35 protein-coding genes and 4 pseudogenes are annotated in these 24456 nt (G+C 50.6%); 32 read left to right on the forward strand and 7 right to left on the reverse strand.

From position 1 onward, the window contains the following. Positions 1–180: 180 nt before the first annotated feature. The 6 genes from N5J69_RS06275 to N5J69_RS06300 all read right to left on the reverse strand — a co-directional run bounded on the left by N5J69_RS06275 (position 181) and on the right by N5J69_RS06300 (position 3167). Entirely contained in the window at positions 181–594 is a 414-nt protein-coding gene (locus N5J69_RS06275) for a hypothetical protein (protein ID WP_279768872.1), read from the reverse strand. Continuing rightward, complete coding sequence (locus tag N5J69_RS06280; RefSeq protein ID WP_279768873.1) at positions 591–1034, reverse strand: hypothetical protein; 444 nt, start codon at positions 1032–1034, stop codon at positions 591–593. The genes N5J69_RS06275 and N5J69_RS06280 overlap by 4 nt, the downstream gene beginning before the upstream one ends. Before the next feature lie 10 nt (positions 1035–1044). Continuing rightward, complete coding sequence (locus tag N5J69_RS06285; RefSeq protein ID WP_279768875.1) at positions 1045–1203, reverse strand: DUF1317 family protein; 159 nt, start codon at positions 1201–1203, stop codon at positions 1045–1047. After that, positions 1190–1717, reverse strand: coding sequence for a hypothetical protein (locus N5J69_RS06290; RefSeq protein ID WP_279768876.1), 528 nt, complete (start codon positions 1715–1717; stop codon positions 1190–1192). Before N5J69_RS06290 ends, N5J69_RS06285 begins: the two co-directional genes overlap by 14 nt. A gap of 387 nt (positions 1718–2104) precedes the next feature. Then, positions 2105–2254 (reverse strand): hypothetical protein, encoded by a 150-nt coding sequence (locus tag N5J69_RS06295; RefSeq protein WP_279768877.1) that lies wholly within the window; start codon positions 2252–2254, stop codon positions 2105–2107. Positions 2255–2432: 178 nt separating this feature from the next. Continuing rightward, a complete protein-coding gene (locus tag N5J69_RS06300) occupies positions 2433–3167 on the reverse strand; it encodes a S24 family peptidase (RefSeq protein ID WP_279768879.1) in 735 nt (244 codons plus the stop codon). Positions 3168–3220: 53 nt separating this feature from the next. On the opposite strand from N5J69_RS06300, the gene N5J69_RS06305 reads away from it, so the two are divergent. The 32 genes and pseudogenes from N5J69_RS06305 to N5J69_RS06460 all read left to right on the forward strand — a co-directional run bounded on the left by N5J69_RS06305 (position 3221) and on the right by N5J69_RS06460 (position 23870). Then, the gene (locus N5J69_RS06305; protein ID WP_279768881.1) at positions 3221–3484 is read left to right on the forward strand and encodes a YdaS family helix-turn-helix protein; all 264 of its coding nucleotides are present in this window, start codon (positions 3221–3223) and stop codon (positions 3482–3484) included. 580 nt (positions 3485–4064) lie between these two features. Continuing rightward, positions 4065–4247 carry a DUF4222 domain-containing protein gene (locus N5J69_RS06310; RefSeq protein WP_279768883.1) on the forward strand — a complete coding sequence of 61 codons (183 nt, stop codon included), beginning with the start codon at positions 4065–4067 and terminating at the stop codon, positions 4245–4247. Beyond that, positions 4244–5137, forward strand: coding sequence for a conserved phage C-terminal domain-containing protein (locus tag N5J69_RS06315; RefSeq protein WP_279768885.1), 894 nt, complete (start codon positions 4244–4246; stop codon positions 5135–5137). Before N5J69_RS06310 ends, N5J69_RS06315 begins: the two co-directional genes overlap by 4 nt. Before the next feature lie 13 nt (positions 5138–5150). Continuing rightward, on the forward strand, positions 5151–5585 hold the full coding sequence (locus N5J69_RS06320; protein ID WP_279768886.1) for a hypothetical protein: 435 nt from the start codon (positions 5151–5153) through the stop codon (positions 5583–5585). After that, positions 5582–6100, forward strand: coding sequence for a hypothetical protein (locus N5J69_RS06325; protein ID WP_279768887.1), 519 nt, complete (start codon positions 5582–5584; stop codon positions 6098–6100). Before N5J69_RS06320 ends, N5J69_RS06325 begins: the two co-directional genes overlap by 4 nt. After that, on the forward strand, positions 6097–6462 hold the full coding sequence (locus N5J69_RS06330) for a RusA family crossover junction endodeoxyribonuclease (RefSeq protein WP_279768888.1): 366 nt from the start codon (positions 6097–6099) through the stop codon (positions 6460–6462). Before N5J69_RS06325 ends, N5J69_RS06330 begins: the two co-directional genes overlap by 4 nt. Further along, positions 6459–7509: pseudogene (locus N5J69_RS06335) on the forward strand (DUF968 domain-containing protein). The gene N5J69_RS06330 and the pseudogene N5J69_RS06335 overlap by 4 nt, the downstream one beginning before the upstream one ends. Then, a complete protein-coding gene (locus tag N5J69_RS06340; RefSeq protein WP_279768889.1) occupies positions 7502–7930 on the forward strand; it encodes an antiterminator Q family protein in 429 nt (142 codons plus the stop codon). Before N5J69_RS06335 ends, N5J69_RS06340 begins: the two are co-directional and overlap by 8 nt. Positions 7931–8343: 413 nt before the next feature. Beyond that, the gene (locus N5J69_RS06345; protein ID WP_279768890.1) at positions 8344–8610 is read left to right on the forward strand and encodes a helix-turn-helix transcriptional regulator; all 267 of its coding nucleotides are present in this window, start codon (positions 8344–8346) and stop codon (positions 8608–8610) included. Between the two features lie 151 nt (positions 8611–8761). Beyond that, positions 8762–8974, forward strand: a complete 213-nt coding sequence (locus N5J69_RS06350) for a phage holin (protein WP_279768891.1) — start codon at positions 8762–8764, stop codon at positions 8972–8974. A 33-nt stretch (positions 8975–9007) separates the two neighbouring features. After that, entirely contained in the window at positions 9008–9517 is a 510-nt protein-coding gene (locus tag N5J69_RS06355) for a lysozyme (protein ID WP_279768893.1), read from the forward strand. After that, positions 9501–9971, forward strand: a complete 471-nt coding sequence (locus N5J69_RS06360) for a lysis protein (RefSeq protein WP_279768895.1) — start codon at positions 9501–9503, stop codon at positions 9969–9971. The genes N5J69_RS06355 and N5J69_RS06360 overlap by 17 nt, the downstream gene beginning before the upstream one ends. Positions 9972–10025: 54 nt before the next feature. Next, positions 10026–10838, forward strand: a complete 813-nt coding sequence (locus N5J69_RS06365) for a lipid II-degrading bacteriocin (protein ID WP_279768897.1) — start codon at positions 10026–10028, stop codon at positions 10836–10838. A gap of 49 nt (positions 10839–10887) precedes the next feature. Then, positions 10888–11271 (forward strand): hypothetical protein, encoded by a 384-nt coding sequence (locus tag N5J69_RS06370; RefSeq protein ID WP_279768899.1) that lies wholly within the window; start codon positions 10888–10890, stop codon positions 11269–11271. 480 nt (positions 11272–11751) lie between these two features. Continuing rightward, positions 11752–12009 (forward strand): annotated as a pseudogene (locus tag N5J69_RS06375) (glycosyltransferase family 2 protein); the annotation flags it as partial. Next, a complete protein-coding gene (locus N5J69_RS06380) occupies positions 11991–12608 on the forward strand; it encodes a hypothetical protein (protein ID WP_279769431.1) in 618 nt (205 codons plus the stop codon). The pseudogene N5J69_RS06375 and the gene N5J69_RS06380, both read left to right, overlap by 19 nt. Further along, positions 12577–12927: an HNH endonuclease signature motif containing protein gene (locus N5J69_RS06385; protein ID WP_279768901.1), complete on the forward strand. Its 351-nt coding sequence runs from the start codon at positions 12577–12579 to the stop codon at positions 12925–12927. Before N5J69_RS06380 ends, N5J69_RS06385 begins: the two co-directional genes overlap by 32 nt. Before the next feature lie 400 nt (positions 12928–13327). Then, positions 13328–13575 (forward strand): annotated as a pseudogene (locus N5J69_RS22205) (phage terminase small subunit P27 family). Positions 13576–13587: 12 nt separating this feature from the next. After that, positions 13588–13883, forward strand: a pseudogene (locus N5J69_RS06395) (hypothetical protein); the annotation flags it as partial. Between the two features lie 117 nt (positions 13884–14000). After that, entirely contained in the window at positions 14001–15209 is a 1209-nt protein-coding gene (locus tag N5J69_RS06400) for a phage major capsid protein (protein WP_279768902.1), read from the forward strand. 50 nt (positions 15210–15259) lie between these two features. Beyond that, entirely contained in the window at positions 15260–15586 is a 327-nt protein-coding gene (locus N5J69_RS06405; protein WP_279769432.1) for a head-tail connector protein, read from the forward strand. A gap of 9 nt (positions 15587–15595) precedes the next feature. Next, positions 15596–15934: a phage head closure protein gene (locus tag N5J69_RS06410; protein WP_279768904.1), complete on the forward strand. Its 339-nt coding sequence runs from the start codon at positions 15596–15598 to the stop codon at positions 15932–15934. Beyond that, positions 15931–16377 carry an HK97-gp10 family putative phage morphogenesis protein gene (locus tag N5J69_RS06415; RefSeq protein ID WP_279768905.1) on the forward strand — a complete coding sequence of 149 codons (447 nt, stop codon included), beginning with the start codon at positions 15931–15933 and terminating at the stop codon, positions 16375–16377. Before N5J69_RS06410 ends, N5J69_RS06415 begins: the two co-directional genes overlap by 4 nt. Continuing rightward, on the forward strand, positions 16374–16721 hold the full coding sequence (locus N5J69_RS06420) for a DUF3168 domain-containing protein (RefSeq protein WP_279768907.1): 348 nt from the start codon (positions 16374–16376) through the stop codon (positions 16719–16721). Before N5J69_RS06415 ends, N5J69_RS06420 begins: the two co-directional genes overlap by 4 nt. 60 nt (positions 16722–16781) lie before the next feature. Next, positions 16782–17249: a phage tail protein gene (locus N5J69_RS06425; RefSeq protein WP_279768910.1), complete on the forward strand. Its 468-nt coding sequence runs from the start codon at positions 16782–16784 to the stop codon at positions 17247–17249. A 70-nt stretch (positions 17250–17319) separates the two neighbouring features. After that, positions 17320–17733: a phage tail assembly chaperone gene (locus N5J69_RS06430; RefSeq protein ID WP_279768911.1), complete on the forward strand. Its 414-nt coding sequence runs from the start codon at positions 17320–17322 to the stop codon at positions 17731–17733. A 23-nt stretch (positions 17734–17756) separates the two neighbouring features. Further along, positions 17757–18020, forward strand: coding sequence for a DUF4035 domain-containing protein (locus tag N5J69_RS06435; RefSeq protein WP_279769433.1), 264 nt, complete (start codon positions 17757–17759; stop codon positions 18018–18020). 33 nt (positions 18021–18053) lie between these two features. Continuing rightward, complete coding sequence (locus tag N5J69_RS06440) at positions 18054–21392, forward strand: tape measure protein (protein ID WP_279768912.1); 3339 nt, start codon at positions 18054–18056, stop codon at positions 21390–21392. An 8-nt stretch (positions 21393–21400) separates the two neighbouring features. Further along, positions 21401–21742 (forward strand): phage tail protein, encoded by a 342-nt coding sequence (locus tag N5J69_RS06445; RefSeq protein ID WP_279768913.1) that lies wholly within the window; start codon positions 21401–21403, stop codon positions 21740–21742. A 52-nt stretch (positions 21743–21794) separates the two neighbouring features. Next, entirely contained in the window at positions 21795–22532 is a 738-nt protein-coding gene (locus N5J69_RS06450; RefSeq protein ID WP_279768915.1) for a phage minor tail protein L, read from the forward strand. 2 nt (positions 22533–22534) lie between these two features. Continuing rightward, a complete protein-coding gene (locus N5J69_RS06455) occupies positions 22535–23254 on the forward strand; it encodes a C40 family peptidase (protein ID WP_279768917.1) in 720 nt (239 codons plus the stop codon). Next, positions 23247–23870 (forward strand): tail assembly protein, encoded by a 624-nt coding sequence (locus N5J69_RS06460; protein ID WP_279768919.1) that lies wholly within the window; start codon positions 23247–23249, stop codon positions 23868–23870. Before N5J69_RS06455 ends, N5J69_RS06460 begins: the two co-directional genes overlap by 8 nt. A gap of 177 nt (positions 23871–24047) precedes the next feature. Here N5J69_RS06460 and N5J69_RS06465 read toward each other — a convergent pair whose 3' ends face one another. Beyond that, a complete protein-coding gene (locus N5J69_RS06465; protein ID WP_279768921.1) occupies positions 24048–24347 on the reverse strand; it encodes a DUF1883 domain-containing protein in 300 nt (99 codons plus the stop codon). Positions 24348–24456: the final 109 nt, after the last annotated feature.

Consider the following 24456-nt stretch of genomic DNA (forward strand, 5'->3'; position numbering starts at 1 on the left):
AGATAATCACCATCTCATCAACCTCAGGATAGGCCTCACCGATGTAATGACCCTTCTGAGGCAACTTGACCAGCTGCGCGGTCAGAGGGGGGGAGCCTTCTTGCAAACAGTATTCGCCAACCGCAGCCTGTACCAAATTGCTTGATCCACACCAGGTCGAATCACTGGATTTCACACATCTCAATCTGCTGAGCCCATTGATTCCAGATATAGCCCACTGGCAATACGACGAGCGCGACGTTTTGCTGCTTCACGACAGCGCTTAATAGCTTCCCCGGAACGGTCAGTGCTGTAGTTGATCACCACTGGCTTGTGTGGGTGTGGAGCAACCCGGCGCGGATTTCTGAGCAGGGTATAAGTACAATCGACTGAGTTGCCATTGAGAAAAACTATATCAGAGGCCTCAACCTGGAGCGTTTTGCCCCCACGTCGCATTATGTGAAATATTAGACGGTTAAATTCACTAAGGGTTATACCAAGGCGCTCTGCCAGCTCCCGACCCGTTATCGGGCTTGTTGATAACTGCCAGGCTAACTTTTCGCTGAATCCGGCATTGGGGCCATGACTACGGCAATACTGAGCAATTTTTTTCATGAAACCTCCTCAAGCGTTAGCGTGCCTGAGTGGAGTAAATCTATTTCCATCTGGGAAATGATATTGATCGCCTGTGATATGCCGGGCTGCTTGTGGTTACCCAGCGTCGTTACAGCACGGCGTGCTTCTCCGAGGGCTTCTCCACGCAATATGCGAATCCACTGATCACAAGCTGGGGTAGCAAGTGCTAAGTTCAGGTCATCAATCAGCGTCAGGTCAGCCCCTGCAATCTTAAGCGCGGCAATGGTGTCAGGCAGGATGCTGTTTATACGCAAAACCTCTGCAGCCAGCAGATTGGCGCGCACGGTAGTAACGTCAAGGCGTGATGCCAGCTCAGTAACCATCTTTACTATGTCAATCAGAGAAGTTTCTTTACCCATGTTCATAGCGAGCTGGTGACCGGCAGTGACGACTTCTTTATTCGATTTGAAATGATGCAAATCTTCGCCCTCAGTTAATGGTGATGGTGCTGTTAAGGCGCTCAGCTTCGTTCTGCGCTTTTATGGGATTAGTGATTATTGAACCATCAGGCATTACCCAGCCGTTGAGGATATGGCTGTAGGGCAGGGTGATGATGCCTACGATGATGTGGTCATCAGGCTTTTTCATCGTTATACCCCCTACGAGCTTTAGCATACTTACTCACAACAATTTCAATCGGAGCAAATCCGTCTTTTAGCGTCACTCCTGTCTGAACGTAGATAGCCTCACCATGGCGGAAGAAAGTAAGGCCGCTCAGAATCAGCATCCTCCGCTCCAGACCCATAGCCTTACGAAGTTCGTCATGTTCGTCGTTGTTGATCTTAGTTTTCGGGATATGGTCACTCCACAGTTTCTGAATTGCCAAATGCTCTTCCTTGATGCCTTTTGGTAAGCGTGCTTCAGGCCAGGATGTATAGCCGGTATTACCAGCGGGTACTGTCTCTGACTCTTTGGCAATGTAAGGTGCCGCTTCAAAATTCACATCGCAGAAGGTTGAGCGCGTCAGATCGCTTTTCAACGCGGTCTTTCCACCCGGCAGCGAAGAAAGCTCTGCCGCTTCTTTGCACATCTGCACTTCATCAGCGCCACCCTTTTCCCATGCTGCTAACGCCTCAGCGCTGGTGAACTTCCAGTAACCCATAACAGTCTCCACACACGATTTTTGGTTGCATGAATCCCTTGCCAGTGACGGCAATAAAAAACACTAAGGATTCGTTAAAGTCGGTTGGTGGGTTACTGCAATAACCCACAACCTGATTACTCCACACATCTGAAGGTTGCTGCGGTGCCGGGTGCCTCCCGGTACTCTGGTCAGACTGACAAAAACCAGAGCGGAAATTCTTAGACTGTGTGCAATTTTTGTCAATCTTCCACGTGCGCTGGCCGCATTCACCACAACAAAAAGGATACTTACTCAACGTCACTGAAGCGTGTGAAAACACCCGCGTTGCAAATGCCCTTGTTGTTGTGAAAAAGGGCGGTCAAACAGAACGCTCTGCGTAACCGCCAACACAGCAATTTCGCACTCTTAAAACGTTGGTTTCCGAACCACATCTCCGATATCACATTGCACACTCACCACACCTGCATCACCACAGCAGATCACATCGGCTTCAGGGAAGAGGCGTAGAAAAGTAATCAAATCCTGGATCGTTGTGTTCGACATGTTCTTTTTCATCTTCATTCTCATTTTCAAAAGTCGTGAGTAACTTCGATGTGTAGAATATAGCTACTTTAAGTAGAGTAAATCAACTACAAAAAGTAGAATGATGCGGGGTAATGGTGTTTTTAGTAATAACTCACTGATTTTAAGGCGAAAAAAAACCGGCCTGGGCCGGTTGTTATAATGTTTATGATTATCCGAAATCGAGCATCTTCAGCGGTAAGCACCTGATAAGTTTACCAAAAATGTAAAGATCGGACATTTCGTTCTCTTCGATAAAGAATGGAGGATATTTCTCGTTATCAGAAAGAACGGCTAATTTTCTTCCCTTAACCTTCTGTAATCTCTTAACAAAAGTCGAGTCTTCAAAGTTAAAAACATAGACTCCATCACCATTGAAATGATCAATAGCTCTATCGACAAACAATAAATCCCGTGGAGACAACGTTGGCATCATACTGTCTCCATCAACATTAATTAATTCTATTCCGTCGAGTGTACGTCTGCCGAATAGCTCATGAATTCTTGTTTCAGGTATTTCTATTGAGCTAATTACGGTTGGAAAAGGAGGATTTATATATCCATTTCCAGCGGATGCATGCAGGTCTAACTGCTTAATACGTACAGTTCCTTTGTCAGGCATATCAAGGTTTTCCATAACCCCATAGTCAAGATAGGCAGGCGATACTGAAAGCTTGTCTGCGATCCTCAACATTTTTTTGTCCCTCGGCTTTGCTGTGCCAAGCGTATAGCGCCGCGCCATCTCATAAGAGACACCACTAAGTTCTGAAAGCTCTTTAACTCCCATCGCCTTGCTCTGGAGCGACTTATTAAGCCTGTCGGCAAAGTCTTTGTATTTAGTTTCTTCCACCATAAGTGGAAGAGTAAGTGCACAAAGCAGAGTTGTCATTTCTATTTTAAGTTGCACTAAAATGCTACTGTAAGTAGTATGGGTTTCATCCTATCAATGAGGACCCAAAGATGAAGCAAAGCTTCAGAAATGTTAGTGAGCAGGCTGTTCGCGCTGTTGGTTCAATGTCAGAAGTTTCCCGGCTGTTTGGATTCAACTCCGTTCAGTCAGTAGCTAACTGGATCACTAATAACCGTGTTCCTTCAGAGCGAGTGATCTCACTATGCAAATTGGGAGGATGGGCTGTAACTCCGCATCAGCTAAGACCTGACATCTACCCGCACCCGAAGGATGGCATGCCTGGCAGAATTATCGCGGCACCTAACTCAAGGTAGCTGGTGGGAGTTCCGCAGTGAAAGAGATGGATAAGGTCGATCTCTATGACACTGAAATAAAGGCGAGTGCAGCAGCTGGTGAGTTAGCCATAGCAAAGATTGCCGCAGCGCCTGACAGCGTGAGCTACAGGAAAGAGCGCAAAACACTTCAGCGTTGTTCCAAAAAATGCGTCACCAGATTCACGGCTACATGGCGCTATATGGCGTCGGGGTATTAGGCATTTGGTGGTGTGTTTAGGACGAATGACAGGGAAATTGATGCTTCAGGTGTGCATATCAATGTGCTGGAAACCCGGAAAGCAGCGTTTTTTCAATCCAAAAAGGTGACGCCCAGAGATTGCAGCCCTGAGCGTCGGTCGCGACTAAATCAACGTGTGTGGAGAATCAATCGCATGCCTATTGTAAGCCAAACCAAAGCAGTTGGGCAAATCAGGCGCCGCGTTATCGCTGGTGTTTCTGTCTATGAGCAAATCATACCGACAGCTGGCAGACCTGACTACTACCAGCCAATCACGGCTCCGGCAGTTGAGTCTGTGTGGAAGTCTATCTGCCGCCTTACGGCGCAGCCAGGTGTGAACTGATGGAAAACGAGATCGTTAAACCCTGGGTGGAACGCTACATGGACCCACGTGGTGTTGTTGTGGTGACGGTAGGCGTAGACGTGGTGAATCATCGCGTGATTTACATGCGCCCTGATTATCCGGAACCCTGCATACAGCCCCGCGTTCTGTTCAGTCAGACGTTCAGGAAGGTGGGGTTATGAGTTTATTGCTGAAGGTTAAACCGCTGGTCATCAGCCCGGCTCTTGCACAGCGTATTGGGCTTAATGAGGCCATCGTGCTGCAACAGATTTGCTACTGGCTGGAGGACACCACTTCAGGTGTTGAGCATGATGGCAAACGCTGGATTTACAACACTATTGAAGACTGGAATGAACAGTTCCCGTGGTGGTCGTCAGATACCGTTAAACGTGCTCTAACCTCACTTAAGAAAAGTGGGCTGATTTACGTTGAGCAGCTAAAAAAAACGCGACATGACAGAACGAATTTTTACGCGATCAACCACGCAAACCCACTGCTGGCCGATGAGAGCAGATTGCCCTCATCGAAAGATGCAAATTGCTCTCATCGAAAAGGGCAGACTACACCGATCGATAAGGGCAGTTTAATCCCATCGATAGGGGCAAATTGCTCTCGTCTTACAGAGAATACAACAGAGAGTACTACAGAGATTACACCAGGTTCTTCTTGTCAGGTTGCGGCGCACCCTGACGATGAGTGGTCAATCATCAGGCGCTCTCGGGAAGTCTTACGCCACCTTAATAAAATGACCGGCGCTAAGCACACAGAGGCGCAGTCGTCGATGGGCCACATCAAGTCCCGGCTGAAAGATGCGTTTACGGTGGAAGAGCTTTGTCTGGTGGTGGATTACAAACACGCCCACTGGGAAGGCACGGATGAATACCAGTACCTGCGTCCCAAAACGTTGTTCATCCCTGGCAATTTGCCTGGCTATCTCCAGTCAGCAATCAAGTGGGATAAGGCAGGCCGCCCACCGCGTTCTGAGTGGAATGCGCTGAAGCGCAACATTCAGCGGGATATTCGGGATATTCCAAAGCCTGACAGCTCAGTGCCTCAAGGCTTTCGCGGTTAACGGGAGACAAATCATGATCAACCACGAATTAAAAATTCTTGATCTGATTACACGTAATGGGCCGCTGAAGGTTCGCGATCTTTGCAAATTAACAGGGCTGCATGAGACATCAGTGAAGCGAGTCATCAAACCTCTTTTCATAAGAGGGAATCTCAGGCGGTCGAGCGACTGGAGTTATTCAATTAACACCGTCCCATCACCGACAGAAAGTGAGAAATACAGCCACCTGGCGAAGCAAGCCACTGAACTGGAGAGTAAAGGTTTCTGGTTGCGTGCAGCACAGGTATGGCGTGAAGCAGTGCTGGTGGGCAGGTTTGATGCATCCCGTAATGAAGCCAAAGAGAACTGCGACCGTTGTGCCGTAAGGGGCTCACTCAACTGTGGCAGCTACAGCGGGCTTGATACAGGCCGTATTGGTGAAAGCTTTCTGAGTGAGGATCGCCAATGAAAGAGCACCCTAAGGATGATTGCGCGGAAGCTGTTCAGTCTGAAAAAGATGATGGCAATGACTTGTTATTGCCAGAGCACGAAATCTTTGAGCAAAGCGTTGCTGAAGCATCGGCTTACGTTATTGCCGCCTTTAAAATAAAAACTGCGGAATACACGTTCATCCAAACTAAATGGACATCCGCCAGGGCGCCAGACTCCGCTGAGAATCCAGCCTGTTTGATAGTTCCGGCAGAAACTATTGCCAGTCAAGGTCGTATTACCGGGCAGTATCAGAACGATCTCAACCTGAAACTGTGTTTATCAGAGCAACATGATCATCGAGAGCTGGCTTTAGGGCAGATGCAGCGCTTCTCAGCTGTATTATTAAACCAACTATGCACAGTTTTGGAATTCAGCGTGTTGGTGGAACAGAGCGACCGTGATTGCGGGTCAAATATCCTCATTCTGCGTCCGGCTGCTCGTGGATTGCCTGACGAAATGACTATCCGGGATATGGGAGCGCGTGCTGCATGAAGTTAATTCTCCCGTTTCCGCCAGGCGTCAACACATACTGGCGTAACACCAGAGAGAGAGTATGGAGCAGCGCTTCCGGTCGCTGTCTCCGCGCTAACGCCTTGGCGTCAGTCAAGGAACAGTTAAAGCATTCTCTCACGCCGTTTACAGCGAACGTAGAGGTAAGAGTTATGCTGTTCCCGCCAGACAAGCGCCAGCGGGATCTGAATAACTATCACAAAGCATTATTTGACGGTCTTACACATGTCGGTGTGTGGGGCGATGACAGTCCGATAAAGAGATTTACGGTAGAGTGGGGCGCAACGACGAAGAAGGGTAAAACTGAAGTAACGATCACCCCTTTTGAAGAGGTGTCCGCATGAGAGCTTTGCTAACACCCGAGGTGGCCCCACGCACAGGTATTGTCCTGTTTAAGCCTGGTCCTGAACTATTAAGACTATTTCAGGGACGTGTTGTGATCTGCCCGCCGACACTGGATATGGCAGATCTGCCATCAGGCCGCCTGAATGATGGCACACAGCCGTTACTCAATGAGTCCTCACTGATTCCATTTTTCAGTCATGAACGTGTAATTAAGGCTGCTGGTGGGCGTAATGCACTGGCATCCTTCGTCCAGTCTTTCAACTACTGCCAGTGGGAACGGGAAAAGCTGGGGGTATGGCATCACCATGAATTTACTGTGTCAGAAACTGAAGACGGCCTGGTGTCTCTTTGCTACAGCCACGATAATGAGTTTAGAGAAAATGGTGTGCCTGGTAAGGTAGAGAGCATCGCAATGGGAAACACTGCGCTCTGGATAATCAGGGCCGCATGTAACCAGATGGCGTTAACAGTCGAACACCAGCTGACCCTGCCGGAACTTTGCTGGTGGGCAACCCTGAATGATGTGACTGACCTGATACCAGAGGCACCGGCCCGGCGCGCTCTGCGCATGCCGAAAGAGACTATCCAGAGCGGCGAGCTGAAAGAAGCCCGAATTATTCCGGTGCGACCGGCTCGCAAGGTGATTCAGGATGCTGCTCAATTGGTCAATAAGATAATCGACCTGCGCACCGACCCGGACTCTCCAGAATCATTCATGAAGCGCCCCAGGCGAAAGCGCTGGGAAAGTGAGGAATACACACGATGGGTAAAGTCGCAGACGTGCGCATGTTGCGGCGTGAAGGCTGACGATCCTCATCACATCATCGGACATGGACAGGGGGAAATAGGAACGAAGGCACATGATTTATTTGTGATACCGCTATGCAGAGCGCATCACGGAAGTGCTCCGGGATATGAAAGCGTTTGAAGAGAAGTACGGCAGTCAGGTTGAGCTGCTATTCAGGTTCCTTGATTTCGCGATTGCAGTCGGCGTTGTCGGGACAGAAAAAAAAATAAAGTGTGTGGAGAGGATTAAATATGCGTGACATATCACAGGTATTAGAGCGCTGGGCGGGATGGGCTAAATCAGACCGCAGCGGTATCGATTACTCTGCAATCGCGGCTGGGTTTAAAGGGCTGCTGCCGCAGGAATCAACGTTAACGCTTACATGCAGCGACGGAGACGGGCTGATTATTGAAGGTTGCCTGTCACGGCTTAGAGCTAAACGGCCGGATGAGCACGCGATCATTGTGCTTCATTACTTTTATAATATATCAAAGCGCGCCCTGGCTAAGCAGGCCAGGCGCGATGAAAAGATAGTCAGAATTGAAATCCAGATGGCTGAAGGCTTTATTGAGGGATGTCTGGCAATGCTGGATGTGCGGCTTGATATGGACGACGAACTGATGCCGAAAAAAAATATCAAAAAACCGCTAACGCGGTCCGCATTTTCCTTAGTAATCTGATAAGGTCGGTTACAAGGCAGTGCAGCTTATCTGCTAAAAGTCAGTTCCAGATTTGGAAATCTAAGCGCCTCGGGTCTCACCAGCCTGGAGGCGTTTTTTATTTTAATTATACCCTATAGGGGATAGATAGATTCTTATCCCCTATAGGGTATAGGCAGGTTAACCCTGTTGACAATGGGCGAGGCAGTTACCCCTTTTGCGTCAGGGGCTCATTCTAAATAACGCATTTAAATCGCTCCGGGGTAAACAACAAAGTTGACATGGCATACATAAAAGATTGCTTTAGTTACATGTTCAACAGATAAGAGAAGTAGTGAAGCAGAGCGGGTTCAGTCGCTGCGTTAAAGAACCACTGCGAAAGACTATATTGAAGCAGCCAGGCCTGAAACAATTATCCAACGCTTCGGGGCTGGATGCGATTTAATTTTTACTTTGATGATAACCAGCCAGTCCCGGTAACGGGTCCGGTTACCTGCGATGTTGTAGAGGCGTCGGCGAAGTTGCTGTTGCTGAAGGCTTTCCTTGTTTCCTGCTTAACTCAGGTTGAGCTGGCTTTACGCATGGGAGTTAAAAAGCAGGAAGTGACGCGCATCTTTGACCTGCAACACTCGACCAAAATTGATACGGTTCAAATAGCGCTGAATGCGCTGGGCAAGCGGCTTGAGTTAGTCGCTGCCTGACAGCTTTAAATATCCTGATTCAAAGGCTCACTTCGGTGGGCCTTTTCCGTTTTTGCGCATACCAATCAGTCTCCACACACTTTTTGACAACGTGGTGTTGCGCAATTCTCTTCTGACTACCGATAGCACCGACCGTAATGACGTTGGTGATATGAGTATTGATATGAGCAAACTGGCTTCAGGCGCAGCATATGGCGCATCTGCCGGGACGATCGCTAATGGTCTGTTGACCCGACTAAACCCCGATGAATGGAGTGCTGTCGGTGTCCTGGCCGGGATTCTGGTGGCCCTGTTCACACTCGGCATCAACTGGTACTACAAACGCAAGGCTACCCTGGCGCAGATAAAAGCTCTTAAACGCTGACTCACTGACCCAGACGCCAACGAGGAGTGACTCATGGCTATCTCAAAAAGCCTTCGTATCAGGTTAATTGCTGTAGCGGGTGGCGGAGCTATGGCTATCGCTACGGTATTCCTGGGCGGAAAGAATGGAGTCGAAGGTAGGGCGTACGAGCCTTACAAAGACGTGGCTGGTGTATGGACAGTCTGCGACGGTCACACCGGCACCGACATTATCAAAGACAAAAAGTACACCGACCGGGAATGTGACCGGCTTCTGTCGAGTGACCTGCAGCCGGTCAGGAGGACGGTAGACAGCATGGTAAAAGTGCCGCTTGGTGAATATCAGCGCGCTGCTCTTTACAGCTTCACTTACAACGTTGGCTCCGGCGCATTCTCTAAATCCACTCTGTTAAAGCACCTGAACTCAGGTGATGTTACTGGTGCGTGTGAAGAACTTCGCCGCTGGGTGTATGCCGGTGGCATGAAATGGAGAGGTCTTATGAACCGGCGAGACATGGAACGCTCATTGTGTCTGGCGGAGAGTGACGATGACCTCAAAGGCTAAAGTGCTTAGTACGCTCATGCTACTGACTCTTTTGCTCTTAGCCACGTCAGTAGCATTCGCGCTCTATTACCGTGGCAGTGCCATTGATTACAAGGCGCAGCGTGATACTGCAACAAGCAGCCTTAAGCAGATTCATGACACTATCGCCGATATGCAGAAACGACAGCGTGATGTGACCGCACTTGATGAGAAATACACGAAGGAGTTAGCCGATGCTAAAGCGACTATCGATCAGCTGCATGATGATGTTGATAGTGGCAAGCGCCGGTTGCAACTCAACGCAATCTGCCCGAAGCAACCCGCCACCGGCACCCCCGGCGTGGATGATGCAGCCAGCGCCAGACTTACTGACGCCGCTCAACGGGATTATTTTACCCTCAGAGCGCGAATTCTGGTTTCCGGGAAGCAAATAGCAGGATTGCAAGAATATATAAGAGAGCAGTGCAGAAAATAACATTCCAGAAATTGATTTATCAGGTCGATCCATAAACAATGAAAAGGAAGAAATATGGCTGATATGGTAGTTGTCTCTCCACCTGTAGTAACTACAGGTAGCAGCAGTGTAATGTATCCAGGCGGCCGCGGGGGTAATGTTGCATCAGGAGGCCCACCACATAATGTTAGATATGCAGTAGAGCTGCACAGTGGTAGTTACCACAAGAATGCTACACCACTTATAGCAAAGGATTTGAAGAGCAACTTATCCGAATCGAAAAAATTAGAAAACGCAATGTGGTGGTTTAAAAATTGCGTATTTATCAATATGTGTGAAACTTTGCCAAATCCATTGCAAGAGTTAGCAAAACGCTTTGATACCCGTGAGCGAATTAACTTCTCGCCAGTTCAGGGACCACCAAAGTTGAGTAACTCTCCTTATGCAATTGCAACGGCTTTAAGCAATTTTTTGTGGGGTAATGGCAGGACAATGAGTGTGGATATCAGCACTTTGTCTTTACAGTTTATCCAGGCTGGTAATATCCCAGGTTTTAGCGATCGCATGAATGCAATCGGGAACCCCGGACGTCATAACCTTACATTTTCATTCCCATACAACACGGCCAGCTCTAATGTTTTCATGCCTTATATTCTCGGTAATATTACTTTACAGCTGGATGGTACTTTTACTCGCAATGCTACCGGATCGTGGTCTTTTGAGGGTGTCGTCAGGGCTCAGGCTCCTGATTTATATGATTTCAATGCAAGCACACACCGCAGCAAAACTAACGAGGATCTGACTACCATTGGCCGATGGATGGGTGAGCGATTTAACGGCGTGCCCTATAAAATCGAAATTAATGGTGAAACAGCTGTTAAGTTTTAGAGCGTAAACGAGTATGATTCTCATCTTTGACGGTAAGGATGAGAATCCTATGAAAAAGTTAGTGAAAAATTTTGTCATCTTAGCTATAGCTTTGGCAGTACTCGCATTAGCTGTAATGATTTCTATCGTAGTATCAGCAAGACCATCGAAGGTCGGTGATTCTCAGGCTGAAGCCTGTCGCCACTATGATAATCAGGCAATCATGACGAGAGTAATTCGTGCTAAAACCCGGGATGAGTCTCAGTTGAAAAATTTCTCTGACGTTCAGGACTTAGCGGAAAAAAATGGGATTCTTATCGATTACGACCAGATATCGTTTGGAAATGACATTTGGTTAGTCCCGTTTAGTCAGCGCAGCGGCCAGTCAGCAACTGAGGAATATATTGGCCTGCTGGACTGTACTACTGATAGTGTTGAATTCAGCAAAAAGTGATATCAATCCCGGCCAGGAAAAGAGCATCAAAAAACATATTTTCGAATGCGGCTGATGATGAATTTCAGGGACGCATATGGCAGAAAACATTAAAAATACTCCTTCAGGGCGAAAGCGCCAGGATAATCATTGAGTATTTATTCTGCCACAAATTTGTTGATGATCACCTTCATCGCCTGGGAATATGTGAGAAATTCCACATTCTTGCCCAAATGGCTGTAAAATCAGACAGCCGTAATAATTAAAACAGTAGTAAACAGCCGCCAGAGGGCGGTTTTTTGATGGGAATTAATAATGTTTACCATACCCGGTGCCACTGTCATTGCTGGCACGAGTACACCGGGCATATCATTTTCCGGCGCTATCCCTATCGGCGGACAGAGTAAAGCCCTGCCTGACACAATATTTCTCCAGAACGACAGCAATAAATCACCGGCGTCGCCGTGGTACGTCACTCAGTTAGACGCAACGCATTATTCGATGCTGAATGCCGGGCTGCTGGGTGGCAGTCGCACTAGTGTAATGGCAATCGCACACGGCATTATCCGGCTTTATTACCACATCGAATCATTTAGGTTCTGGGGACAGGAATCATCCTTGTCAGCTGTTGGTGACTTGATGGCCTTCGGGGTTGTGGCGCATCGCTTCAGTGATCGACTGGTCACCGGCCCCTGCGTGCATACGGTATTTAAGTCTGAAGGTATCGGTAAGGAGTGCGCCTGGTGGAAACACAAATAAGCTTTCTGATTGTGGGTCATCACTCCCGCAGGCATCAGGCAGAACAACTGGCATGCCAGCTTAATGCACACCTTCTGATTGATGATGACCAGCACGGCGCAAACTGGAATCACCGACGCGCCATTGAATGGGCCAGCCAGCAGCATTGCCGGGTAGTGATTCTGGAAGATGATGCGCTTCCGGTGCCGGGCTTCGCAGAGAAGGTGGCTGAGTGGCTGACACGCTTTCCTGAAGACTTATTGAGTTTCTACCTTGGGACCGGCAGACCGCCGCAGTATCAGCCTGAGATAGCAACAAAATTAATTGAAACAGACCGGCAGCAGGCGGATTTCATCACGCTTAACCGGCTCATTCATGGCGTTTGCTACAGCGTCCCAAAGCTGAAGCTCAATCAGGTTATCAGCCGCTGGAATCATGGTTCGCCTGCTGATTACGCCGTGGGTGACGCATGCGGTGGTGTTGTGGTTTATCCATGCTACTCACTTGTTGACCACGCAGATACGGCAACGGTTGAAATCCATCCCGACAACACACCTCGTACTGAGCGCCGCAGGGCGTGGAGACTGGATGCCGCAACGAATACCGAGAGCGTGCCGTAAGCATGGCTGCGCTAAGACAACCACAGACCGCTCTGGCTATTGCGCTGATCATCTCAATGAAGGCTGGCAGCAGCATCAGAACGGACTGAGCAGGCACCAGCGCGTCTATGGCAGCGGCTGGGATGACAGGCGGGCACGTACACTGAATCGCGACAAATATCTCTGCCAGAACTGTAATCGCAACGGCAGGGCAGCGGCAGCAAAGGCCGTTGACCATATCATGCCAAAGGCACATGGGAGTACTGATGAGGATTCGAATCCTGAGGGGCTCTGCTGGCCATGCCATAAGAACAAAACCGCACGCGAGCGCCTCAAATGATAGTTATTCACGTTAGGCTGGATGCAAAGGCAACTGTATCGATGTGAGTGACAACCATAATAATAAGCCGGGGAGGACGGGTCGAAAGTTCAGGGTCTGGCGCCTTTAGGACCGCCGCCTAACCTTTTTTTACACCGCCGCAGGTTAGAGAACTTTTTTATGGGTTTCCTCATGCAATGATTGATAGGAGTTTTCGATTATGCCAGGACCGCCGAAAACCCCTACCCATCTACAATTGGTGATGGGTAACCCTTCAAAACGGGCAATCAATAAAAACGAGCCCAGACCTCCCTCTGGGGTTCCTGCTACTCCGAAGCATTTCAGCAAGCAGGAGAAATACTGGTATAAGCGGCTGGGTGAGGAGCCGGGCTGCATTGGCGTTATTACAACGCTTGACGGTATGGCTCTTGAGCTTCTGATAGGTGCTTACGTTGAGTGGAGAACGCACCGCGATATTTTGGACGAAGAGGGAGAAACCTGCACGACCAAAACGGCGCTGGGTACACGCTCATCAAGGCACACCCACGAGTGGCGATGATGGCTGATGCCTGGAAGCGACTGCGCGGGATGATGTCTGAATTTGGCATGACCCCGGCGTCACGCAGCATGGTGAATTCTGGCGGTGCCGGAGACGTTGACCCACCTTAAAGCGAGAGGCTGATGGCGAAGGTTGCTGATGGTATACACCACGCCGAAAGGGTTGTGGCGGGAGAGATTGTTGCCGGAAAATATGTAAAACAGGCATGCTCCCGCTTTCTTGACGATTTGAAAATGGTGAGCAGCGAGATATTCACTTCAGTGAAAGCCGCGCCCAGCACATTCTTAATTTTTACAAATTTGTGCCGCATGTCAAAGGCGATCTGGCAGGCAAGCCAATTGACCTGATGGACTGGCACATCTTCATCCTGATTAATATTTTTGGCTTTGTCATCCCACTCATCAATGAACAGACCGGGTATGCCAGGCGCTACCCCCGAAAATCACGACAAGCCGGGCGCTGTGAATGTAGTGAATCCTGAGGTAATCAACTCCCTCAAATCTGCGCTGGCTTCGCTCGGCGAATAAGGAAAAAAATGTCTGATGTAAATGAGCTCCTGAAGAGCGTGTCAGCCAAACTTGAGAAAGTTTCTGCTGACTTCAGCAAAAAGGCTGAAGATGCACTCAAAGAGGCGCAAAACTCTGGTCAGCTGTCAGTTGAAACCAAAGCGGCAGTCGATAAGATTGCCACCGAGCACAATGCCCTCAACGAAGCGATGAAAACCATCCAGACTTCTGTGGGTGAACTTGAGCAACACGTTGCTGGCATGAATATCAATGCCGCAAAGGACGTAATTCAGTCTGTTGGCCAGCAACTGGTCTCTGCGGAAGTGATGAAGGATATCCGCTCCAGCATGGAAGGCGGCAAGCGCACGAGCGTCCAGGTTAAGGCAGAGCTGACAAGCGTTAATGTACCCGGTCAGATTGTTCCGCCTGTGCGTCTGCCTGGCATTGACCAGGCACCTAAGCAGCGCCTGTTCATCCGTGACCTGATCGCACCGGGCTGCACTCAATCCAACACAATCTATTATGTGAAGCAGACTGGTTTTACCAACAACGCCAGCGTTGTGCCTGAAAATACCACAAAGCCTTACAGCGACATTAAATTTGCTGAAGAAGCCGCCCCTGTCAGCACAATCGCTCACATGTTTAAAGCGTCTAAGCAGATTCTGGATGATTTTGCTCAGCTTCAGTCAACCGTTGATGCGGAGATGCGCTACGGCCTGAAGTATGTGGAAGAGCAGGAAATTCTGTTTGGTGAGGGTACTGGCGCACACCTCAAGGGGATCATCCCGCAGGCCGTGGCTTTCAATCCAGCTTTCGCCGTTGAAAAGCAGACCGGCATTGACGTGCTGCGTCTGGCGATGCTTCAGGCTCAGCTAGCCCGCTTCCCGGCGTCTGGTCACGTTCTGCACTTCACCGACTGGGCGCGTATTGAGCTGACCAAAGATGAGTTGGGACGCTATATTCTGGCTAATCCGGCTCAACTAACCACGCCAACGCTGTGGGGGCTGCCGGTTGTTGCCACCGAAGCATCTCAGTTCCTGGGTAAGTTCCTGACGGGAGCGTTTGACTCTGGTGCTCAATTGTTCGACCGTCAAGACGTTAACGTGGTGATCTCTACCGAAAACGCTGACGACTTTGAAAAGAACATGATTTCTATTCGTTGCGAAGAGCGTCTTGCTCTGGCGGTATACCGCCCTGAGGCGTTTGTGTTCGGTTCCCTGACTGCTTCAGGCAGTTAATCATTAATTCAGCGGCCTCCGGGCCGCTTTTGATGGTGTTAGCAATGGCTATGATTGAGTTAATTACTGTCAGGGCACACTGCCGTATCGATGAAGATGACAGCAGTGAAGATTCCTTACTGAGTATTTATAGTGGTGCCGCGAAGCGTTACGTGGAAACCTGGACCCGCAGAAAGCTTTACGAAACAAATGCCGAACCCGGTTTCGATACTGATGAAGACCGACTATTGCTGGATGACGATGTGCGAACGGCGATGCTGTTGCTTGTCGGGCACTGGTACTCAAATCGTGAGGCAGTGAGTATCGGTGAGATTTCCAGCGAGGTGCCACTGGGCGTTGAGGCTCTCTTACAGCCTTATCGAATTTACAGTGTGTAGGGTGGACGTATGCAGGCAGGAAGACTGTGTCACAAAGTGACGATTCAGAACTTTACGGTAACACGCCTGCCATCAGGACAGCAGCAAAACGTCTGGGTTGATGGCATGACGGTGTGGGCTGAAGTTAAAGGGGTCAGCAGTCGGGAACTCATGACTTCTGGCGCTCATAAATCAGAGGCAACGGTACGTGTCTGTATTCGTTTCAGGACCGATGTCACAGCAGCGTCAAGGATTAAATGCATTACCGGTCCTTTCAAGGGCAAAGTTCTTGATGTAACCGGAGATCCGATACCGACCGCAAAGGCGACGGAGCTAGAAATGCTTTGTAAGCAGGGGGTAAATACGTGATAGACATGAAGCTGGACTTCTCTGGGCTACTGGATATTTCCGGCGATCTTGATGCGCTGAGTAAGGCTGAAAGTGGCAGGATGCTGCGCAATGCAACCCGTTCAGCAGCTACCTTAATTAAAGACGAAGCCGTACGAAGAGCCCCTGAACGCGCGGGTAAACTGGCGGAAAATATCGTGGTGCTCACGCAGCGCACACGTAACGGTGATATTTCTTCAGGTATTGACATTCGCGGTCGCAACCCCGACACGGATAACAGTAGCAAAAAGATGAAAGCCAGTGACTCCCGTAACGCTTTTCACTGGCAGCTTGTTGAGCTAGGCACGTCTGATATCGCCGCTACACCATTTATCCGGCCAGCGTATGAAACAAAACAGGACGAGGCCGTTAAGGCCGCGTTTGATACGGTGAACCGGGCCATAGATGAGGCACTGACAAAATGACCGAGGCATCAATCTTTAATCTGATTGGCAGTCTGGCTGGCGGCCAGGTGTATCCTTATGTAGTACCGCTTAATGCACAGGGTTCACCTGCCATCAGCGCACCGTGGATCGTATTCATGGTGGTCAGTGAAGTTTTCCGCGACACGTTGAGCGGACCGGCTGAAGAAAACGGCTCATTGCACATCGACGTGTACGCATCATCCCCGGATGAAGCCCGATCACTGCGTGAGGCTGTATCTTCAGCATTGTCACCCCTGAATTTTACGCAACTCAATAACACCAACGGTTACGAATCTGAAACCGGTCTTTTTCGGGCGACTCTGGAAGTTCAGAGCATCCAGTAATCGCTCACCCATACACTATAACAGCCACCGCAGGGTGGTTTTTTTTCGCCTGGAGAAAACATGACCAGCAAATATGAAAAAACGCAGGGGATGACGATTGGCGTTTCATCTACCCCAGTTACTGCGGATGCATTTAATGCCAGCGGCTTTCCGAACGGTATCACGTTCTTTAATGCGGAGTGCGCGACCAAAGAAGTCACCTACACCGGTGGGCAAAAAAGCGATATTGATGTGACAACGCTGTGCTCTATCGAGCAGGAGCAAACAAACGGTCTCGCTGCGCCCGCTGAAATGGCGCTGACCCGAAACTGGGTGGGGGATGAACAGGCGCGTCAGGCACTGCAACAGGCTTATGACAATGATGAACTACGCGTTCTGAAGGTCGTTTTCCCGTCCGGGAATGGCTATTACGCTCTGATCGAGGTACGCCAGAGTTCGTGGTCCGCGGGCACATCAGCAGTGGTTTCTTCTACCTACTCACTGCGCGTGCGCGGTAAACCAAAGCCGATTGTTGCACCAGGATCATAATCCCTGTCTCTTCAATGAGCCACACAGTGTGGCTCATCATACCCACTTCTGAAAATGCAGAGAATTTGAAATGCCGTCATTAAAACAAGCCCAAACATCACCAGCTTCACTTCGCGCACTTGCGCTTGCTGCATCATCAGGTTTCCGCTCAAAGATAGTTGAGGTGCCGGAGTGGAACGGCGCTAAAGTCATGCTGCGGGAGCCATCTGGTGAAGCCTGGGTGAAATTCCGAGAAATCATGATGCCTCCTGAGACTGAAGACGGTCAGGAGCCGCAGAAACTGAGTATTCAGGACGAATACCTGCGTAACAAACTGGCTGACGTGGTGATGTTTATCGATGTGCTGATGGATGAGAGCGGCAACCGCGTATTCAGCGAAAGCGACGAACAGACCGTATCTGAAATTTACGGCCCGGTGCATTCGCGCCTGCTTTCCCAGGCTATCGGCCTGGGCATGTCACAGGAAAAAGCAGAGGTAAAGTAAAAGAGCCGCTGACCTTCCTCATGATGTCCCTTGCGCTTCGTATGGGCCGCACACTGAACGAACTGCGCACGTCAATCACCGCCAGCGAGCTAAAAATGTGGATTGCCTATGATCGTCTTAGCCCGATTGGTGACTGGCGCGGGGATGTTCAGGCGGCGCAGGTTTCAACAGCCATTCTTAACGCGCAGGGTGGCAAGGCCAGGATTGATGAAATGCTGCTGAAATGGGGCAACGCTGAAGAAGAGGAAGAAATCAGCGGCTTTGAAGGGTGGATGAGTAGTCTTTGATTACCGCGCCGGTGCGGTTTATACAGGTGAATTATGGCAACGCTGCGCGAACTCATTATTAAAATCTCCGCAAATTCCAGTTCATTTCAGTCTGAAATTTCGCGCGCCTCACGCATGGGGGCCGATTATTACAAAACTCTGGAGCAGGGTAACAAGAAGGCCGCCGCCGCTGCCCGTGAAACTCGGCGGTCTATATCGGAACTGAATTCTCAACTGGCAACGGTGAAGTCATCTGCTGCCAGTCTGGCTGGTAGATGGGCTGACGCATTTGCAACTCATCAGCTCATTAAGTTTGCCGATACCTGGAATCAGATGAGTGGACGCCTGAAAATGGCGTCTACCTCAACTGATGATTTTGCCAATGCCCAACGAGCACTGATGGAAATCAGCCAGCGCAGCGGCACGTCACTCGAGGCTAATACAAATCTTTATAGCCGTATCGCTGAGTCAATACGTTCTGCAGGCTACGCCTCAGCAGACATTGCCAGGGTCACCGAAACGGTAGCAACAGCACTGAATCTTTCGGGTGCCAGTACGGAAGAGGCAAGCTCAGTTGTTACTCAGCTAAGCCAGGCGCTTGCTTCAGGTGTGCTGAGTGGAGAGAATTTCAATTCCATCATGCAAAATGGTGGTCGCCTGGCGAAACTGCTGGCTGATGGTCTTGGCACCTCGGTAAGCGGTCTTCGCGATATGGCAAACAATGGGCAGCTGACCACAGATACAATCGTGCCGCTGCTTACCAACGTTGAAGTGCTAAGAAAAGAATTTGAAAGCCTTCCTGCCTCCATCAGCGGATCGGCCCAAAAGGTAGAAAACGCCTTCCTGGCTTGGGTCGGTGGGGCCGACCAGGCGGTTGGGGCATCCTCTTTGCTTGCCGGAGTGCTGGACGATCTGGCGAAAAATATCGACACCGTAGCTAACACTGCTGGCGTGCTGGTCAGCATTGGTCTGGTGCGTTACTTCGGCAATATGGTGGGGAGCGTTTACCGGTCAACAGCGGCGGTGGTTTCTAACATTGGTGCAGAGGTGGCGCTCGCACAAGCTCAGGTTCGTGGCGCTCAGGTCAGTGTGGCGGCGGCCAGACAGACAGTTTTTCGCGCTCAACAGGCCAGAGCCGCCGCAGTATCGATTCAGTCGCAGATTGTTGCTGAGCGAGCACTGATCGCCGCGCAGTCCGGACTTAACAGAGCTATTGCTGGCAGAGCATCTGCCATCAGCAACCTGAGCAGCACTGCCTCCGTGATGTCACGCCTTGGCGGTGGCTTGCTGAGTCTTATCGGCGGCTGGCCGGGTCTGATTATTGGCGCTGGTGCAGCTATGTTTGGTCTGTATCAGCACACTCAGCAGGTGCACAAAGAGGCGGTGAGCTTCGCCGATAACCTTGATGAGGTTAACAGCAGGCTAAAGCAAATGTCCGTGCTGGTCCTGAAGTCTACCGCCATTGATGCCCGGACATCGCTACAGGCGCAGAAGAAGGATTTGAGCGACCTTGACACGCAGATTGCTAAGGTAAAAGAAAACCTGAGTGGTCTGGACCATATTCAGCAGGACTACAACAAACACCCCACGCTGACTTATATCAACACGTTTATGGATCAGGCCGATATCACGGCTAAGAACGTGGAACTTACCGATAAGCTAAACAAGCTGGAGTATCAGCGTGAGCAGGCTGCGGCAAAAATCGCCAGTACGCAAAAGCTGGTCAACGATGCGAGCGATCTTGCAACGCAGAAGGCCGTTGAACAGGCAGGCGCGGTTTCTATCCTGAAGGGTGCCTATGACATCCTTAACCGCTCAATGTCCGCCACTGCTGGTGCAAAGCCACCTCAGTATGCAGGACCGGTTGTTGACGTTACCAGTGCAACCCCTGAGCAGCAAACGGCGCTGGAGAGGGCCCGTCGTGAAAATGAGCTTTCCAGTCTCACCGGGTTGCAGAAACTACATGCTCAGCATCAGTACGAAGCAGACGATCTTAAACTGACTGGCGCACATTATACCCAGTACGTTTACAACAAAGACCAGGCCGCAAAAAAAGATGCCGCTGCTACAGAAGCAAAAAAAGCTGGTACTGCTTCAACCAATGCGCAGAACAAAGCCGAGCAGGAAGCGGCAAGTCAGGCTGAGAACTACGCCCGCAAAATTGAAGATCTGAGTGCGGCCATTGAAGTGCAGAAGGTTCGCGCAACGGAGGGTGAAAAGGCATCGGAGCTATATGCCGCATCACATCAGGCAGGAACTAAATGGACTGAAGAGCAGCGCAAAGCTATTCGCGACAACTCATCTGAATTAGCCATATGGACGCAGCGAGCCGAGGCGAACGTTAAAAAACAGCGCGATCAGGCTGAGGCGCTGAAAGATTTGACCGAAGCAGCGCGTAAATATCGTGATGATACCGCACAGACCACGGCGACAGCGGGTCTCAGTAAACGTCAGCGCAGCCGCTATGAAGAAACGCAACAGATAGATAGCGTTTTCGATAAAACGGATAAAGGCTCTGCAGCCATTGCCGCACGTCAGCAGGCGATGGATGACCTGGACAAAAAATACCAGGCGATTGCGGCATCAGAAGCTGACTGGCTTAGCGGTGCATCCAGGGGTTTTCAGAACTGGCTTGAAAGCGCCAGTGATGTGTCAGGCGCCGTGGAATCGGGTATGACGTCAATGCTGGACAGTGCAATGGGCAACATGACGTCCATGCTGGACGGAAGTAAAGCAGACTGGAAGAGCTGGGGCCTTTCCATCATGCAGACCATTGCGAAGATCGCGCTTCAGATGGCTGTCGTGAATACGTTGAAATCTTCATCATCATCGTGGGGAAGTATCTTTGGCACGATTGCCAGCAGCATCGGTGGAGCGGTATCCGGAGGAGCTACGGGCGGCACTACCGGTTCTACCGGCGCAATGGGGCTTTCAACCAGCTACAGCGGCTATGACGGCGGTGGGTTTATCGGCGCAATGGGGCTTTCAACCAGCTACACCGGCTATGACGGCGGTGGGTTTACCGGCGAGGGCGGTAAATATGATCCCGCGGGCATTGTTCATAAAGGGGAATTTGTTTTCACCAAAGAGGCAACAGATCGCATCGGTGTGTCAAACCTCTATTCCCTGATGAAAGGTTATGCTGATGGCGGTGTTGTCGGCCCCGGCACAGTTGCGTTTACCTCCGGCGTTAACCGCGCTTCCGGTAACGGTAATACGGTTTTTAACATCAGCGCTCCGGTCACCATCAGTGAGGGAGGCGCGGCGGGCGAAACTTCTGCCAGCGGTACGGCTGACACGGCCAGGCAGCTTAAATCTATTGTCGAAATGACACTAACCGAGCGGCTCAGGAAGGAGATCTCTCCGGGCGGACTGCTATACCGGACTTCGTGAGGTAATAAATGGCGACTGATACCTTTGACTGGTGCGTCAGAACGGGGGCGACGGAGGAGGTCAACGTTGCCACGCTTCAGGCCCAGTTCGGTGAGGGCTATAAGCAGGTGGCTGGTGTCGGGATTAATGACCAGCGTGAATCGTGGCCGGTCACCTGCAGCGGCAGCAAAGCCGATATGGCGACTGTCAGAGCATTTCTCAAAGCCCACGTTACGGCCTCCTGCTGGTGGGTCAATCCGTGGGGAGAGAAAAAGCTTTACCGCGTTAAGTCGGACTCGATCCGGCCCGCCTTCATCAACGGCAATTTCGTGGAAATCAGCTTTACCTTTGAGCAGGCTTTCGCACCGTGACATGTCACGATAACAACAGGGCGCATGTGCGCCCTTTTTTATTGGGTGAAAAATGAGTTTCAACCAGGACATTCAGGCGCTGGAGCCGGGGAGTCTGGTCCAGCTGATTGAGATTGACGGTACGGCCTTCGGGCTGGATACCGTGCTGCGCTTCCATGCGTATAACCTGCCGACCGAGGGCTGGCAGTCTTTTGCAGCGGAAAACCTGCCGTCCATCATCTGGCAGGGCAATGAGTACGATCCGCACCCCTATGAGCTGACCGGCATGGAAATGAGCAGCACCGGTTCACAGCCGACGCCAAAGCTTTCTGTCGGCAACGTGGGCAACTATGTGACCGCGCTCTGCCTGCAGTTTGACGACATGGTTAAGGCTAAGGTACGTATCCACACCACGCTGGCAAAGTATCTTGATGCGGCAAACTGGACCGCAGGCAATCCCACCGCTAACCCGCAGGAAGAACGCGTTCAGCTGTTTTACGTGAATGCTAAAACATCTGAGACACGTGCTCAGGTAGATTTTGAACTCTGCTCTCCGTTTGATATCCAGAGCCTGCAACTGCCATCGCGCCAGATAACGCCGGTCTGTACCTGGTGCATGCGTGGCTGGTATCGCACCGGCACCGGGTGTGATTACACGGGCAACCGGTACTTTGCGAAAGATGGCACGCCCACGAATGACCCGTCTAAAGATGTTTGTGGAGGGCGAATGGCAGATTGCAAAGCACGCTTTGGCGACGATCAGCCACTGCCATTCGGAGGGTTCCCGGCAGCAAACCTTCAGGGTAAATAACAATGCGTAGAAAAATTCTTGAGGCGATACGCGAGCATGTGGCCGCCGAATACCCGACAGAGGCATGTGGTCTGGTCATCCAGTCAGGCCGGACCCAGAACTACATCCCCTGTAGAAATATCGCTAACGTGCCGACAGAGCACTTCACGCTGTCGCCGGAGGATAAGCGGGCAGCGGAGGCGCAGGGCGAAATCCTGATGGTTATCCACTCGCACCCGGACGTGCCGCAGCTCATCCCGTCAGAGCATGACAGGGTGCAGTGCGACTTTTCCGGTGTGGAGTGGGGCATCATGTCGTGGCCGGATGGTGACTTCTGCACTATCAGTCCGCGCACTGATCGCGACTACACAGGTCGCCCCTGGCTGATTGGCGGCAATGACTGCTGGACGCTCATCATGGACTGGTACCAGCGTGAGCACGGCATCACCCTGAAAAACTGGTCTGTAGACTATGAGTGGTGGGTGGACGGCAAAGAAAACCTTTATGACGACAACTGGCAGTCAGAGGGGTTTGTGCAGGTTGAGCCAGCGGAGATGCGCGAGGGCGACATGATTATGATGCGCATCAGCGCCCCGGTAACGAACCACGCCGCAATCTACCTGGGCAACAATATCATTCTTCATCACAACGCCGGAAGCCTGTCTGCACGGGTGCCTTATGGCGAATACTGGCGTAACCGTACCGTGCGTATCGTGCGCAGAAAGGAGCTGATGAATGCTTAAAACCATGCGACTCAAAGGCCGGATGGCAAAAATGTTTGGACAGGTTCACCAGTTCCACGTAGCTGATTTGCGGGAGTTGCTGCGTGCGATGTGCTCACAGGTGCCGGGATTCAAAAAGTATGTGTCAAACGCGCATCTGAACGGCGTGCGCTTTGCCTTCTTCAGCGGAAAAGACAATATCGGCTTGCATGAATTCGACATGTCCTCAGCCGCGACCGAGTTTCAGATGGAGCCTGTGCTGGAAGGTTCAAAGCGTGGCGGTACACTCCAGATCATCATCGGTGCCGTTGCGATTGTGGCCGCTTTCTTCACAGCAGGCATAACACTTGCGGCATACGGCGCAGCGCTGGGTACCACTACTGCGACAGGTCTGGCAGTAACTGCGCTTACCAGTATGGGTATCAGCATGCTGCTGGGTGGAGTCGTGCAGATGCTGATGCCACAGCCCAAGCTTAACGTTGGCGCATCATCCAGTACGGACAATAAGCCGAACTACGCGTTCGGTGCCCCGGTTAACACCGTAGCGATGGGCTATCCGGTGCCGGTGCTTTACGGAACGCGGGAAATCGGCGGCGCGGTCATCAGTGCAGGCAACTTTACCAGCGACCAGCAGTAATAAATAAACCGGAAGTATACTGAAGAAGTATGAACCTTTTTAAATAGAGAGTTTATCTGGATGCGTGATGGTGACAATTAACAGGGCGATGCTCATCAAGATTACATGAAGGGCGGCACACAGAAAAAAGTCATTGACGCCCTTATGGATGCTCTGGGTCAGGCTAAATAAGAAGCACTAAGCCTGGATGACACTGATACTGTGCTGAATATTGGCCGAGCCACCACCTAAATCCAGAGTAATGTTCCAGTAGCCGGAATAAGGAACATGCAGATGAGCCGGCAGGCGCTTGAAAAAACCGCCACCTCCATGATGCTGAAATCTGCGATTGCTTCTGTAGTTATTAAAATTGCTGTCAGTCGTCATTAGCACGTTACATTGATGAGAACAGTTAACGACAACAGTATCGCCCTGGTTGAGGTGCATTCTTTTATGTAAATACTGCATACCTTTTCCTTTCCAGAGGTAATCAGCCATCCCTCATTGCTGTGTGCGTCCATGCCCCAAACATGAACGGGCTGAATACTCAACATATCCTTAAGTGTCTATCAGCAACATCCTGATATTCGAACAGTAATTCTAAAGC

This window comes from Pantoea sp. GD03673 (genome assembly GCF_029844725.1).
GTDB lineage: Bacteria > Pseudomonadota > Gammaproteobacteria > Enterobacterales > Enterobacteriaceae > Pantoea.